This is a genomic window from Bradyrhizobium sp. TM239, from assembly GCF_036247985.1.
Classification (GTDB): Bacteria; Pseudomonadota; Alphaproteobacteria; order Rhizobiales; family Xanthobacteraceae; genus Bradyrhizobium; species Bradyrhizobium ottawaense.
This window is the reverse complement of record NZ_BTIR01000005.1, coordinates 264073-278483: the sequence shown is the minus strand read 5'-3', so window position 1 is coordinate 278483 and position 14411 is coordinate 264073. Positions and strand designations below refer to the sequence as shown.

Annotated in this window: 14 protein-coding genes; 8 read left to right on the top strand and 6 right to left on the bottom strand. The window is 63.1% G+C overall.

The window, feature by feature from the left end; genetic code table 11:
- Positions 1 to 12 precede the first annotated feature (12 nt).
- From AABA84_RS10065 to AABA84_RS10030, 8 genes are all read left to right on the top strand, one after another.
- On the top strand, positions 13 to 1125 hold the full coding sequence (locus AABA84_RS10065; protein WP_212253418.1) for an AI-2E family transporter: 1113 nt from the start codon (positions 13 to 15) through the stop codon (positions 1123 to 1125).
- The gene (locus tag AABA84_RS10060) at positions 1122 to 1709 is read left to right on the top strand and encodes a hypothetical protein (protein ID WP_212253427.1); all 588 of its coding nucleotides are present in this window, start codon (positions 1122 to 1124) and stop codon (positions 1707 to 1709) included. Before AABA84_RS10065 ends, AABA84_RS10060 begins: the two co-directional genes overlap by 4 nt.
- Positions 1710 to 2195 carry a DUF992 domain-containing protein gene (locus AABA84_RS10055; protein WP_212253429.1) on the top strand — a complete coding sequence of 162 codons (486 nt, stop codon included), beginning with the start codon at positions 1710 to 1712 and terminating at the stop codon, positions 2193 to 2195.
- A gap of 228 nt (positions 2196 to 2423) precedes the next feature.
- Complete coding sequence (locus tag AABA84_RS10050; protein ID WP_212253431.1) at positions 2424 to 2981, top strand: HdeD family acid-resistance protein; 558 nt, start codon at positions 2424 to 2426, stop codon at positions 2979 to 2981.
- Between the two features lie 332 nt (positions 2982 to 3313).
- Complete coding sequence (locus tag AABA84_RS10045; protein ID WP_212253440.1) at positions 3314 to 3559, top strand: hypothetical protein; 246 nt, start codon at positions 3314 to 3316, stop codon at positions 3557 to 3559.
- Between the two features lie 64 nt (positions 3560 to 3623).
- Positions 3624 to 4862, top strand: coding sequence for an efflux RND transporter periplasmic adaptor subunit (locus AABA84_RS10040; RefSeq protein ID WP_338311982.1), 1239 nt, complete (start codon positions 3624 to 3626; stop codon positions 4860 to 4862).
- Complete coding sequence (locus AABA84_RS10035; RefSeq protein ID WP_338311981.1) at positions 4859 to 8011, top strand: efflux RND transporter permease subunit; 3153 nt, start codon at positions 4859 to 4861, stop codon at positions 8009 to 8011. Before AABA84_RS10040 ends, AABA84_RS10035 begins: the two co-directional genes overlap by 4 nt.
- A gap of 206 nt (positions 8012 to 8217) precedes the next feature.
- Positions 8218 to 8988, top strand: coding sequence for a hypothetical protein (locus AABA84_RS10030; RefSeq protein ID WP_338311980.1), 771 nt, complete (start codon positions 8218 to 8220; stop codon positions 8986 to 8988).
- A 37-nt stretch (positions 8989 to 9025) separates the two neighbouring features.
- Here AABA84_RS10030 and AABA84_RS10025 read toward each other — a convergent pair whose 3' ends face one another.
- The 6 genes from AABA84_RS10025 to AABA84_RS10000 all read right to left on the bottom strand — a co-directional run bounded on the left by AABA84_RS10025 (position 9026) and on the right by AABA84_RS10000 (position 14374).
- On the bottom strand, positions 9026 to 9475 hold the full coding sequence (locus AABA84_RS10025) for a tetratricopeptide repeat protein (protein WP_240543397.1): 450 nt from the start codon (positions 9473 to 9475) through the stop codon (positions 9026 to 9028).
- Between the two features lie 168 nt (positions 9476 to 9643).
- A complete protein-coding gene (locus AABA84_RS10020) occupies positions 9644 to 10042 on the bottom strand; it encodes a hypothetical protein (RefSeq protein WP_338311979.1) in 399 nt (132 codons plus the stop codon).
- Between the two features lie 12 nt (positions 10043 to 10054).
- On the bottom strand, positions 10055 to 11734 hold the full coding sequence (locus AABA84_RS10015) for a type II and III secretion system protein family protein (RefSeq protein WP_338311978.1): 1680 nt from the start codon (positions 11732 to 11734) through the stop codon (positions 10055 to 10057).
- Positions 11735 to 12179: 445 nt separating this feature from the next.
- Complete coding sequence (locus AABA84_RS10010; RefSeq protein ID WP_338311977.1) at positions 12180 to 12596, bottom strand: TadE family protein; 417 nt, start codon at positions 12594 to 12596, stop codon at positions 12180 to 12182.
- On the bottom strand, positions 12596 to 13933 hold the full coding sequence (locus AABA84_RS10005; RefSeq protein ID WP_338311976.1) for a TadG family pilus assembly protein: 1338 nt from the start codon (positions 13931 to 13933) through the stop codon (positions 12596 to 12598). The genes AABA84_RS10010 and AABA84_RS10005 overlap by 1 nt, the downstream gene beginning before the upstream one ends.
- Positions 13934 to 13942: 9 nt before the next feature.
- The gene (locus AABA84_RS10000) at positions 13943 to 14374 is read right to left on the bottom strand and encodes a hypothetical protein (protein ID WP_338308536.1); all 432 of its coding nucleotides are present in this window, start codon (positions 14372 to 14374) and stop codon (positions 13943 to 13945) included.
- Between the last annotated feature and the right edge of the window lie 37 nt (positions 14375 to 14411).

The following is a 14411-nucleotide window of genomic DNA, read 5'->3' as shown; positions in this document are numbered from 1 at the left end:
AGCGTTTCCGGAATGCGCTCCGAAAAATACCGAGAGCTCATCCGGCACGAGACCGCTGTCGAGGAGCCCGGCGAGACCGGACGGCCAAGTCTGCTGGCCGTCGGTCTCACCCTGCTCGCCGCCGGCATCGCCTTGTTCTTGATCTGGCAAACGGTCTCCAGCCTTCTGATCGTGTTTGCCGGGGTGTTGTTCGCCGCCTTTCTGGACGCCTTGGCGCGAGCTCTGGCGCCGGTCCTTCCACTCAAACGAGCCTGGCGGTTGACGCTCGTTGTCTTGCTTCTGTCCGCGCTCTCTTGCTTCGGCCTCGCCTGGGGCGCGCGCAAGCTGCCGGAACAGACGCGCCTGCTTCTGAAAGTGATGGATGCGCAGGTCGATCTGCTCCAGGAGCACCTGCTGTCGTATGGCGTGGACCTGCTCGGCCCGGAATGGGGCCGCGACTTTGCACAATGGCTGTTCGCCGATCAGGGCCGGTTCTTCAGCCACGCTCAATTTCTGCTCGGCGGAGCGTCGAGCCTCCTGACCGCCGTGCTGGTGATCCTGTTCCTCGGCATTCTCTTCGCTTTCGATCCCACCGGCCACCGCGAAAGTGTGATCGCGCTGGTCAGGCATTCCCATCGCGGCCGTGCGCGCGCCGTGATGGACGAGATGGGCAACGTCATGCGGCTGTGGTTCGTCGGACAATTGATCCGCATCATGCTGATGACGTTGTGCGTGTGGCTCGCGCTCTATCTCATCGGGCTGCCCGGTCCCTTCGTGCTTGGACTTCAGGCCGGCCTGTCGAACTTCATCCCCTATCTCGGGCCGATCGTTGCCGCAATCCCGATCGCGCTCGTCGCGATGCCGCTGGGCGCATCGCTCCTGATCTGGGCGGTCGCCGTGTACACCATCATCCAGTCGATCGAAGGCTACGTGATCGGCCCGCTGATCCAGCGCCAGGCGGTCGAGACCCCGCCTGCGTGGACACTGGTTGCGATCGTCCTTCTCGGCGCTCAGTTCGGCGTCATGGGCGTCGCGGTCGCGATGCCGCTGGTGGCGATCGGTCGGGTTGCGATCGTCAGGTTCTATGTCGAGGACTATCTGGGCGGCGATCCCAAGCCACGATCGATTGCGAGTGAGCAGCCATGAGCGAGTTCGGAGCGCATTCGAATGATGCCCCGGTGCGTTCGACGACGGCCCGTTTCCTGTGGCAGCAACTTCCCTACGTCGTCGCGCTGTTGCTCGCGATCGTCGGCGTTGCCTACACCAACGTCTCGCACCAGCCCTTGACCGGCTATTGGGAGTTCCTGGCGCTCGCCATCGGCGTCGTCTGCGTTGTCACCAAGTGGCCGGAGATCGAGGGCAAGGAGGGCCAGATCCGGCTGATCTGGACCCAGGCCCTGCACTGGATCGCGGTCCTGATCACGATGAACATCATGCTGATTTCGGGCGTGCAGCAATTGCTTCCGACCCCTGCAACGGGGCTCGTCCTGCTGACATTGCTCGCGCTCGGCACGTTCCTTGCGGGCCTGAGCCTGCTGTCGTTGCAGATCTCCTTCCTTGGCCTTGCGATGGGCGCCGCCGTTCCGGCGATATCCTGGCTGAAGCAATCCATCTTCTTCTTCCTGCTCGGGGCTGTGCTGCTCATTGGCCTCGCCATCTCGTTCTGGTGGCGTCAGGACGGCAGCCCCTCGCAGAGCATCAGGGACATCACGAACCGACGGGAGGGTTGAATGCGAACGTTGCGATGTCTTGCCGCCATCGGCGCATCAGTCGTTCTTTGCGCTGTCAGCTCGCCGGCGCAAGCCGAGAGATTCAGGGTGGGCAGGCTCCTGTGCTTCTCGGAGCCACGTGTCGGACTGGTGCTTGGATCGACGCAGGCGCTGCGCTGCGTGTTCAGCGCGCTGCGCCCGCCGCGGCAGTACGTCTACGAGGGACGGATACGGCGCGTCGGCGTTGATATCGGCGTGACCAGCGCCGGCACGCTATCCTGGGCCGTCTTCGCCAGGAACTCGCGGATAGGTCCCGGCACGTTGCGCGGCAGTTATGTCGGCGCGAGCGGCAGTTTGGCATTCGGTCCCGGCCTCGGCGCCAACGTCCTGATCGGCGGCTCGCGGAGGAGCGTGATGCTGCAGCCGATCTCGATCGAGCGCTCGATCGGGCTCAATCTCGCGGCTGGCGTAACTCATCTGACATTGGGACCGCGGGGCGGGCTCTGATCCCGCTTCCGGCCTCGCTGCTCGAGGAAAACGGCCTGGACCTGCCACCCGCTTCGATCCCGCCGCCACGATCCCGCAGCTCGGTCTGCTCTTGATGCCGGTTCGTGCAGGGAGAGGGTGAGAACATTCCCGCCTCGCGGCTCAGGGTTTCGTCCGATGTCGGCGTCGGGTGTTCGAAGCTAGAATCCGATGCATCTCGATCGGGCCGTGACCGCCCAGGAGGATCGCATGACAGTGTATGACAGTCGCGGGAGTCTCGATGCCGTGGTTGCTCCGCCGCTGTGGGTTTGTGCGCTCCTCGGCGTCGTCCTGATCGCCGCCGGCCTGTTCGCGCTCGGCGATCTTGCCTTCGCCACCGTCGTCAGTGTCAAGCTCATCGGGCTCACCGCGATCGCCGCCGGCGCATTCGAGATTGCCCACGCCTTCTGGACCAAGGGGTGGGGTGGGTTCCTGTGGCAAGTCCTGCTCGGCGCGCTCTACCTCGCCTTCGGTGTCGTGCTGCTCACCCAGCCGGTCTCGGGCGCGCTGATCCTGACCTATTTCCTCGGCGCGGTGCTGTTCGCTTCGGGTGTCATTCGATGCGTGCTGAGCTTTGCCCATTGGCGGCAGAACGGATGGATGATGCTGATCTCGGGCGTCTTCGCGGCGATCGCCGGCGTGCTGGTCCTGTTCGGCTTCCCCACCATCAGCGCTTGGGCTCTCGGCTTCCTGTTGGGCGTCGACCTGATTGCCCATGGCCTGGCATGGCTGCTCTACGCGCTGCAATCGGTGCGAACGACTGCATAACAGAGGAGAGAACAGCCATGGATGCTCCCAGTCGCCGCGTCTTCCTCAGCCTTGCGACGAACGCCATTGCCGCCGCCGCGATCGGAGCGTCCGGCGCGCACCTCATCAGTGTTGCGGACGCAATGCCGGTCGATCCCGATCTCTCTCGCGCCGGCCGGGCACCCGAGCATCGCGCCATGCCGGTGCAATGGGGACCTCCGCCGCGGCCCGGCTGGGGTCCGTCTCGTCCTGGCTGGGGCCCGCGACCGCGCCGACGCCGCCGCTGGGTTTGCTGGTGGCATCGCGGGCGCCGTCATTGCGGATGGCGCTGGTAGTCCGAAGGGGATGAGGAAATGGTACGCAACAAGAACCAATGGCTCCTCGTCGCCGTGCTGGCAGTGCTTCTCCTCGCCGCGAGCTGGTTCTGCCTGTCAGTCTGGAGGGCGACGCCCTCGATGCCGCTTTACGGAAACATCGTGCTGGCGGCGGCTGCGATCCTTGTTCTGGTGTTCGGCTGCGGCCTGATCGCGCTGATGTTCTATAGCCATCGCAAGGGCTACGACGAGCCGGCGCGCAGCGACCGAACCGCGCGGGACTAGCACGGCCCGTCGAATGGTGGCGGCCTGACGCCGGCAGTTCCGAGCCCGGAGCAAGGAGCGGACGATGAACCTTGCTGACGTCCGGCTCGGACTGCTGGCGGCGAGCCTTGTGACATTGTCGGCCGGCGAACCCGCGCGGCCGCAGCCAGCCCCGCCCGCGCCCGCCGTCGGCGTCGTCGAAGCGGCGCAGCGGCCGATCACCGAGAGCAGTGAGTTTCTCGGCCGGATCGAGGCCATCAACCAGGTCAACATCGCCGCCCGCGTCACCGCCTTTCTGGAGCAGCGGCTGTTCACCGAAGGCGCCGAAATCAGGAAAGGCGAGCAGCTCTATCGGCTCGAACGCGGCCCGTTCGAGGCCGATGTCGCGGCCAAGCAGGCGCAGGTGGCACAGCTCGAAGCAACGCTCGAGAATGCCAAATTGACCACCGAACGCGCCCGCACCCTGCTTGGCGGACCGGCCGGGCAGCAATCGACCTACGATGCCGCGCTCGCGAGCCAACGCAGCCTCGAGGCCCAGGTCAAAGCCGCGCAGGCACAGGTCCAGGCCTCACAGATCAACCTCGACTACACCATCATCAGCGCGCCGATCGACGGCAAAATCGGACGCACGGCCGTGACGGAAGGCAACATCGTCGGCCCGAATTCGGGCGTGCTGACCACGATCGTCAGCCAGGATCCAATGTACGTCACGTTTCCGGTGCCGCTGCGCCAGGGACTCGAACTGCGCGAACGCTACGGCCCCCAAGGCGGCCTCGAAGCGGTGACGATCCGATTGCGGCTGCCCGACGGGCGCATGTATGGGCAATCCGGCAAGCTGAATTTCGTCGACAACACCATCGCCCAGAACACCGACACGATCACGGTGCGCGGAGAGATCGCCAACCCGATCCTGCGTGCTCCCTCGGCGGCGGGCGTTACCGCCCACGAGCTCACCAACGGCGAATTCGTCACTGTCGTGCTCGAAGGCGTCCAGCCTATCGAGGTGCTGGCGATTCCGCGCTCAGCGGTGCTGTCCGACCAGCGTGGCGACTACGTTCTCGTCGTCGGCGCGAACGACAAGGCGGAGCAGCGGCGCATTCAGCTCGGGCAATCGACTCCCGCGATCGCCGCCGTCATCAGCGGATTGACGGCCGGTGAAAAGGTGATCGCGGAAGGGTTGCAGCGGGTTCGCGCCGGCCAAACCATCTCTCCAGAGCCGGCAAGTCCGCTGATCTTGTCGAGCATGAAGGACCCAACCGGCGAAGCGGCTCCGCAAGGGGCGCGCGCTCCCCTGCCTCGAACCCCCAGGGGCGGCAGCCAATGATATCGAGCGTCTTCGTCGACCGGCCGCGTCTTTCGATGGTGATCGCCGTTGTCATCACCATCGCCGGCGCGCTGGCGCTCACGCAGATCCCCGTGGCGCAGTTTCCCGATATCGTGCCGCCGCAAGTCACCGTGGCCGCGAACTTTCCCGGCGCCTCCGCCGAGGTCGTGGAGAGCAGCGTCGCACAGCCGTTGGAGGCGCAGGTGGTCGGCGTCGACCGCGCGCTCTATATGAAATCGACCAGCGGCAACGACGGCAGCTACACGCTGACGGTTTCGTTCGCGCTTGGCACCAATCCCGACATCAACACGGTCAACGTCAACAATCGCGTCCAGAGCGCATTGTCGCAATTGCCCACGGAAGTGCAACAGCAGGGCGTGACCGTCCAGAAGCGATCCTCTTCGATCCTGCAGTTCCTGGTGCTCTACAGTGCAGATGGCCGGCAGGACCCGCTCTTCATCACCAATTACGCCATCATCAACGTGCTGGACGCAATCGCGAGCACGCCGGGGGTCGGCCAGGCCAATCTGTTCGCCAGGATGAACTATTCGATGCGGATCTGGTTCGATATGCAGCGCCTCACCAGCCTCAACCTGACCCCCTCGGACGTGGTCGCGGCCATTCGCGCGCAGAGCGTCCAGGCTCCCGTCGGCCGCATTGGCGCGCGGCCAATCAGCGACGATCAGCAGTTCCAGTTCAACGTGCAGACGATGGGCCGCCTCGCCACCGCCGATCAATTCGCCAACATCGTGCTGCGCGCCGAGCCGGACGGATCCTCGCTGCTGGTCAGGGACGTCGCCCGCGTCGAGCTGGGCGCGCAAAATCTCGACAGCGAAGCCCGGATCGACGGGCGAGCTGCCGTTCCGATTGCGATCTACCTCGCCCCGGGCGCCAACGCGGTGACCACCGCGCGCGCGGTCGCGGACACGATGCAACGGCTGTCCGGCCGGTTTCCGGCAGGGCTCGGCTATCTCGTGCAATACGACTCCACCACCTTCGTCCGGGACACGATCACGGAGGTGCTGTGGACATTGGGCGAGGCCTTCGTCCTGGTTGTGATCGTGGTCTATCTGTTCCTCGGAAACATGCGCGCCACCGCGATTCCGGCCGTCGCAGTACCGGTAAGCCTCGTGGGCACATTCGCCATCCTGCTCGCGCTCGGTTATTCCGCCAACACCGTATCCCTGCTCGCAATGGTGCTCGCGATCGGCATCGTGGTCGACGACGCCATCGTCGTGGTCGAGCATGTCGAGCGTGTCATGGCGGAGGAGCCTGATCTGTCTCCGGCCGAGGCCAGCAAGAAAGCCATGAGGCAGATCACCGCGCCGATCATCGCGATCACGCTGGTTCTGCTCTCGGTGTTCGTGCCGATCGCTTTCATTCCCGGTATCTCGGGCACGCTGTTCCGCCAATTCGCCGTGACGATCAGCGCCGCCATGATGATCTCGGCATTGAATGCCCTGACGCTGTCGCCGGCTCTCTGCGCGCTGTTGCTGCGTCACACAGGACAGCGTCGCGGCATCATCGGCCGCATCCTCACCGGCATCGACTGGGTGCGCGATCGCTACAGCGGCGCGGTCCGCCGGCTCGTGCGCATGGCAACCGTGTCGCTTCTCCTGGTGGCCGCCTTTGCCGCAGCAATCTTCGGCCTGTCGCTGGTGACCCCGACGGGCTTCCTGCCCGAAGAGGACCAGGGCGCCTTCTTCACCTCGGTTCAGCTGCCGGACGGCGCATCGGTAGCGCGGACCAGCGAGGTCACCCGGCAGATCGAGGACATCTTGAAACAGATGCCGGCCGTCGATCACGTCCTCGCGGTGATCGGCTTTTCCCTGCTCGACGGAGCTTCCGAGCCGAACAGTGCGCTGGTGGTGGCGCGACTGAAGCCGTTCGCCGACCGCGGGACGGCGACGAATTCCGCCCAGGCGCTGATCGCCAAGACCTTCGCCGCCGGCGCGCAGATCCGGCAAGCCAACGTGCTGCCGTTCAACCTGCCGCCGATCATCGGGCTCTCCACCGGCGGTGGTTTCGAATATCAATTGCAGGCCCTGGAAGGTCAGGCCCCGGCCGCGATCTCCAGCGTCACGAACGCGTTGATCGGCGCGGCCAATACCGATCCTCGGCTCGCACGCGTGTTCTCGACATTCACGGCGACCAATCCATCGCTCTATCTCGATATTGACCGCCGCAAGGCACAGGCGCTGGGCGTCACCGTCAACGACATCTTCACCGCGCTCCAGGCCACGCTTGGCGGCGTCTACGTCAACAACTTCAACCTGTTCGGCCGCACCTGGCAGGTCAACCTGCAAGGTGAAGCATTCGATCGCGCCGATACGTCCGATGTCTGGCGCATCCATGTCCGTAACGGATCGGGCGAGATGGTGCCGTTACGGTCCCTCGCCGGCCTCAAGATCGTGACCGGGCCGCAGGTCATCACCCGCTACAACAACTATCGTTCAGTGACCGTCAACGGCGGTCCGGCATCGGGCATCTCGTCCGGGACCGCGATCGCCGCCATGGCGCAGATCTCGGAGGATGTTCTGCCGCCGGGTTACAGTTTCGCGTGGACCGGCACCGCCTACCAGGAGCAGCAGGCCGCCGGCCAGACCGGCATCGTGCTCATGCTCGCCGTCCTCTTCGCTTATCTGTTCCTGGTCGCGCTCTATGAGAGCACCGTGATCCCGATCCCCGTGCTGCTCTCGGTCGTCGTCGGCGTGCTCGGATCCTACCTCGGCATCAAGATCGCTGGCCTCAATCTCGACCTCTACGGCCAGATCGGCCTCGTCGTGCTGATCGCGCTTGCCGCCAAAAACGGCATCCTGATCGTCGAGTTCGCCAAGGAGCAACGCGAGGCCGGTGTGCCGCTCGACGAGGCGGCGATCCAGGGCGCACATATGCGCTTTCGCGCCGTCATGATGACCTCGGCGGCCTTCATCCTCGGCCTCTTGCCGCTCGTGATCGCGACCGGCGCAGCCGCCCTCAGCCGGCGCGCCGTCGGCACGGCCGTCTTCGCCGGCATGCTGGCCGCAAGCTCGATCGGAATATTCATGGTGCCGATGCTCTACGTCGTTTTCCAGCGCCTGCGTGAGCGTGCGAAGGCAGCCTTTAAGTCAAGCCGTCAGCCCACTTCGCCCGACCGCAATGCAGTCTAGACGGCGTCGATCGATCGGGCAGCGGTCTGCCGCGGCTCAGCGTCATGCTCGAACCGAAGGCCTGTCGCTATCTCTTGAAGCTGCCCTTAGAGCGGCTCACGCCGGGGCTTGGAGCCTTTTCCGTTCCGATTGATCGAATCCTCGGGTACCCTGTTCTAGCCGCGTCGGCGGAACTGCGTTGATAGATGGCTGCATGGAGAGCGGAGATGGGCCGGCTCGATAAGGAGATGGATCCCTTCCACCCTGCCGCTCATCCGGCTACGGGGGATCGCGTCCCCGAGAATCTAGAGCTTGAGCATGTCGACATGGCGTCGTCAGTTGATCCGGACCGAGAGGAAGCCACCTCGTCGCCCGCGCATTTTGGGTCGGGCCAGGCGGCGACCGGCGGAGCGGGCTCTACCGATTGGATCGACCGAGGACGTCGCATCTGGCGGAGCCATCTCCAGCGCGATCAACTCCCCCGGACGACCGGAGGGTCGATGGGGAACTTTGAGCGGTGGTTGATCGCACTGCTGAGCGTCGGCCTCGTCGTGAGCTGCGTTTGCGCAATCATTGTCTTCATGCAGGTCAACGCGCGCAAATTGGAGATCGCAACGCTGCAACGTGACATCATCGCGCTCAAGCTACGCGTAGCCAGGCTCGATCAGATCGCAAGCACCAATGAGAACCGTGAAAAGGCGAGCAGTGGAACAACCAAGCCGCCGTCGGAGACCCAGCCTGACCGGGCTCCGCTCATCCTGTCACGTGAAGAGATTCAGCTCATCCGAGACTATATCAAGCCTGCACCACTTGCAGGCCCCGCGACTGAGACGATAAAGGTCGGCGATCCCGTCGCGGGAGAAACCGTTCCCTTTCCCTCTCCGATCACGGAGAAGGTGCGGAAACTGCTCGGCGCGCGATTTACCGTTCGCAATGGCCTTGTTGTCATCATCCGCAGCGGCAGCCGTCACGCTGATGCTGTGATTGGGCCAAATTGACGAGAACTGGCCGTGATCGCAGTAGCCGGTCGACCACTTATGGCTGGTTGTTTGGTGGTCTTTCAATGAACCGCCGGCTGCCATTGAGAAGCTCGAGGTTATTGGCGATGACCGGATTACCCGGATCGAGCGAATAAGCCTTCTCGAACTTCCGTCGCGCCGCATTCAGATTGCCGCGCAGCATGTACGAATATCCCTGGTCATTCAGGATCTGAACGGTTTCGCCTCCCAGCCGGATCGCTTGCGCATAGGCCTGATCGGCCAGGTCGAAACGACGCAGCTTGTCGTAGCTCGCTGCGAGACCAATCCAGGCCGTGACGTCCTTGGGTGATTTCTCGACGGCATCCTTGAAATAGCGCTGTGAGAGTCCGTAACTGCCGCGATTGTAATGCTCCAGGCCCAGCCGCACAGGCTCGTCCGACGGGTAGTACTTGACGTCGGTCGGCTCCTGCACCGGGTCCCCACCCGGTGGATCGACCGGAGCCACGATGGCAGCCTCCCTCGTGGTATAGTCACATGCCGCAAGGCCTGGCGCCAGCCAGCAACAGGTCAGCAGTAGAATGGCACGTCGCATAATCTTGTCCCCCGCCCGGCCCAGCGGACGCACTGCACCGCACTCAAATGTCCCGTCACTCAACTCAATTACCAGAAGCCGCTACCTGCCCCCTGCCCCGCCGACCGGCACCGATACTCCCGCCGATGCTCCCGCACCCAATCCAGTTACGTTGACATTCTGCGTGACCGGAGGCCGCTGGCCGATGAGTTTCGTCGGATCACCCATGTCGGGAAGCTGATCCACCGGCTGTTGCTGGTTGCCGTAACGCGTCACGGCCGAGCCCACACGTCGAGCATCGTATGCGATCCGGCGATCGCCGACGTATCGCGGCCATGGATGGATTGTATGGGTGACGGCGTTGACCTGCTTGGCATCGCCGGCGGTCATCGTGATGCTGTTGGAACGCTGAAAGTAGCGGTCCACCTCGTCATGACCGGCGACGCCGTAACATCCCCCGAGCAGGATGGGCGCAAACAGAACCAGATACCTGATCGTCATCTCGCGCGTCCTCTAGTTTAGAGTTTTGACGACCGTCTGATCGGCACTCGCGGCCGGGACGACGACGGGGGCCCGCACTTCAGGCGCGATGATGTGGCCATACGGTCCCTTCACCTCACCTCCGGAATTGACGTAGTCGTTGTACCGCTTGCGGACTTCCATCTGGCCGTTGAGGAAGAAATCGACGTCGTTGGCCGGCAGGCGGGAATCGAGTGGCGATGCCAATTGCTGACCGGGTGCCGCCGGCGCGACCAGGCGCGGGGTCACGATGATCACCAGATCGGTTTCCTCCTGCTGATACGATTTGCTGCTGAACAGGCTTCCAATCACCGGCACCGAGCCGATCCAAGGCAGTTGCGAGACGTCCTGGCGATTGCGGGTCTGCAACAGGCCAGCGATGGCAAAGCTCTGGCCGTCGCGCAACTCAACCGTGGTTCGCGCGTCGCGGCGGGTCAGCGCAGGAACGGTCGTCCCCTGGATCGTCACGGCGTTGGCGAAATCAAGTTCGCTGACCGACGGCTCGACACGAAGATTGATCACACCGCGCGAGAGCACAGTAGGGACGAAGGCGAGCTCAACACCGAACTTCTTGTAGTCGATTGTGATGGTGGGAAAGCCGTTCTGAGTCTGGGTCGGGATCGGCACTGGAAATTCACCGCCGGCGAGAAAGCGGGCAGCATCGCCGGACAGCGTGGTCAGGTTTGGTTCCGCCAGCCGGCGTGCCAATCCTTTGGTTTCCAGCGCCGAGATCAACAGGTCCACCGAGCCCCCGCTGCTGGTCCTGATAATGCTGGTCAACAAGCTTCCGAACGGCGCCGGCGCAATGCCTCCTGCAGTACCGGCCAGCGTCCCGAGAGTTCCGAGGATCGGAAGGCTGCCAGCAGGATTGGCGCCAACAGGAGTGCTGCTGGGACTAAGGTTGCTAGTGCCGCCGGTGGTGGGTACCCGAGTGAGACTATTGATGCCACCGATGGGCGCCCGCCCGACGGCGGTCGTCGAACCAAGTCCGCTATTGCCCACATTGGTGCCATTAGCATTAGCCGCATACAGATTGACGCCCAAGTTGCGTCCAGCCTCGCGGCTCACTTCGAGAAAGCGCACCTCGAGCATCACCTGTTGCGGCGCCGCGACGCTCATCGCGTTAACGACGACGCCCCCTTTCGCGACCGTGCTGGTGGCGATCGCCATCGCCCGCTCGGCCGTAACTGCGTCGGCGGCGACCCCGCTGAGCACCACCTGGCCCTCGGAAGCCGACACGCGGATACCCTGCCCGCCGGTGCTGGTCCGGATGTTCTGCTGCAGATTGCCGGTATCGATCACGACCTCGACGTCGAGGATCCCGATCTGCTTCATCGAGCTGTCGAACAGGATGACGTTGGTGGTGCCGGTCTGCTTGCCCTGCACGTAGATGAGATGATCGCTCAGCGACTTCACGTCGACGATGTCGGACGAGCCCGCCACGATCGTCGCAAAGGCCGTGTCGACCTTGAAGGTACGTGACTTGTTGACGACGAGCTTGACCCGCTGGACGTCACTCATCTCGCTGACGATGACGCCGCCGGAGGAGCTGCGCCGGTCTGCAGCCGCCGCGCGGTCGGTGAACCCAGAGGAGGCGAGCGCCGCGCCCAGACCCATCACGCCGAAGGCGAGAAGCCTCCCGACCTTGTTACCCGCAACGCGATCGCCACTCATCCGAGTCCCCCCACTGCGATCCACGGAGATCCCCGCAAATCTACGTGCTCGACGTCCTCAACATTTCCCCTCTGCGCACCACGTCGCAGAGCTTACAATCTGTCCCACTACAATTCGTTACTTCGTGTTTCCAAGATCATCCTCCCTCATGCAGGCAGGTTGCAAGACGTGATACTTACCGCGCCGCCGCAAGCAGAAAGAAAACCCTTCAATGTTGCCAGCGCGCATCATTCTCACTGGTTGTGGGGAACCATCCCGCCGCACAACCGCTCTTGGCGCGCGCTCCGGTCGTGGCCTTGCGATGGAAGGACAATCGGTGGCTCGCTTGGCGACTCGCTTGGCGATTCGCTTGGCCGAGTAATCCCGCACCCGCGCGTTTGGCCCGCACGCCGCGGCGACAAAGAGCAGTCGAGCCAAACATGTCAGGCGTGCTGCCATATTCGCCTTAGAAGGGAATCTGGTTGGAGGCGATCGGCGCATTGAGCGTTGTGCCCCATATGGGCATCAGCATCTTAAAGTTTGCCTGGGAAGCTGTAACACTCAAGCTGTTGCTGTTGGCCCCCACGGTCAGCGTTGGCGTGAGACCTCCAAAAAACAGGAAGGGGGCCGCGGTCTGCTTGGCGGCGGTGGACAGGGGATCCCCGATGCAGCCGGCCGGCGACTGCGGCGGGCTTTGAAGCAAGGCAGGCGTATAGCAGCTGATCATGACCGCACGGGCGCCGACACTCGCAAGCGTCCGCAAGGATTGCATCGTGATGGCATAGCGCCCAAGATCGAAGATGACGAACATCAACGTGAAGAGCGCCACGGACACCATGATAAATTCAAACGGCGCCATACCGCGATTGTCGAGCTTTCTCATCATTGCACCAAAGCGACAACTTGGGTGTAAACGATGGTGGCCGGCGCACAGCCTTCTGTGCTGAGGTAGCCGCCACCGCTCATGTCGATCGTCTTCGCAATCACTTGCGAACAGGTCGTATTCGCACTTGAAGTCGTACCGGCCCAGCTAACGTCGACCTTGGGGAAGTAGATGGCCCCGCCCAGGCTAACCTGACCGCCACCGTTTATGGTGACCTTGTTGCTGGTCTTGCTCGGAGCCTGATCATCAATCAGGACGCCATTCAGATCAGAAGAGAACGCGTTAGTGGTAGGTGCGGAGAGATCAGCCGTACCGCCGTTGATGGTAAGCTGCGAGTCTCCGAGCAGGACGAGGGTTACGCCTGTGCCCTTCAGTTGTCCGCCGGTCATCTTTATATTTGCTTTGAAGAAGAAGTATGTTCCCGGATCCAAAACGTACTTATCGCCGTTCTGCACCGTGAAACTGCCGTAAGCTCCAGTCCCGGCGCTATTTGGCGCGCAATGCTTCCACCCATCCGCCTGAAGGGTGCACGGCATATTTGTATTGCCCGTCCTGCTGTTGAACGATGCGGTGTCCAGTTTGCTGAGCGGATTGCTGGCGTACGTCATAAAATAGTTGTGCGGCACGCTAACATTGCTGCAGCTGCCTGTGGGGGTGCAGCCACTTACACCATAAACTGCCCATCCCGAGCCGGTGAACGTTGGAGTGCTGGCAAGTTGAACACTGGTATCCGACATCAGAGCGCAGCCAGTTCCGTTGTTGCTGAGGTTGCCAGCAAGCTTGAGTGCGCCCAAATCAGGTCCAAGCGCCAGGACGCAGGCCTTGGTCGGCTGCTGGACCACTGCAATGGCTTGGGTGGGGATGTTGATGTTGGTCAAACCCAGCACTGCCGCCAGGTACGCCGGTTGTTGCTGACTGACTCTGGCGCGAACGGCATTGCCGGTACCTGCAGCTGGCGTTGTGAACGTGGTCCCATTGTAATCGCCGATATCGATCTGCACGGACCGCGAGACTCTGGTCGGTAGGCTTGTCGGACAGTTTCTGCCCGGATAGCCGGTAGCGTCGTTGGGACTCGAGTTGCAAAACCCGTTCTGTGCCGCGAATTCCTTGCCGCGATAATCCACTGTCTGGGTTTCGCAGGCCGCACCCGCCATCGTACATGAAAGCCGCAATGCGCCCGAATAGGCGGCCGAGTCGGCGGCGTTCTGCGCATGCTGGCGGGTGACGTACCACGATCCGGCCTCAGCCCCGAGTGCGACTACTCCGATGAGCGGCACGAGAGCGATGACCGTTGCGAATGCGACGGAGCCTCGTTGGGAACGGAGCAGACTACGCATGGAAGCCCCCTACTGGAAGCGTTCTGAGTAAGGCAGCGTGTAGGTACAAGTGGTGGGACACAGCACCCCTCTCCACACAATTGGAGCCAAAGTGATGGTTGTCGAGAATGTAATGTACTTGGGAGAAGCTAGATTGCCTGGCGAACAGCTGGCCCCCGCGTCTCCGCACAAAACCTGAAGGTTGCTGATCGCATGACCAGCGACTGTCGTCTGGAGCCCCGTCTTCCAGCTCACCGTGCCGTCAGGGGCGAGCGGATTAGCGTACTGCACATACTGCCCGAAGGAGCGCAATGCGCTCCACGCGGAGATAAACTGGAAGCCCGCAGCAGCCAGGTCGGCGAGCGGCATGAGCAGGAACGCCACCAAGACTGGGTAGACGAGCAAGGTCTCAAACGCGACGGCGCCGCGTCGATCCACGATGAACGACTTCCTGTGGCTCATGAGTTGACCTCGACCGATACTCACCCTTCCGGTCGTC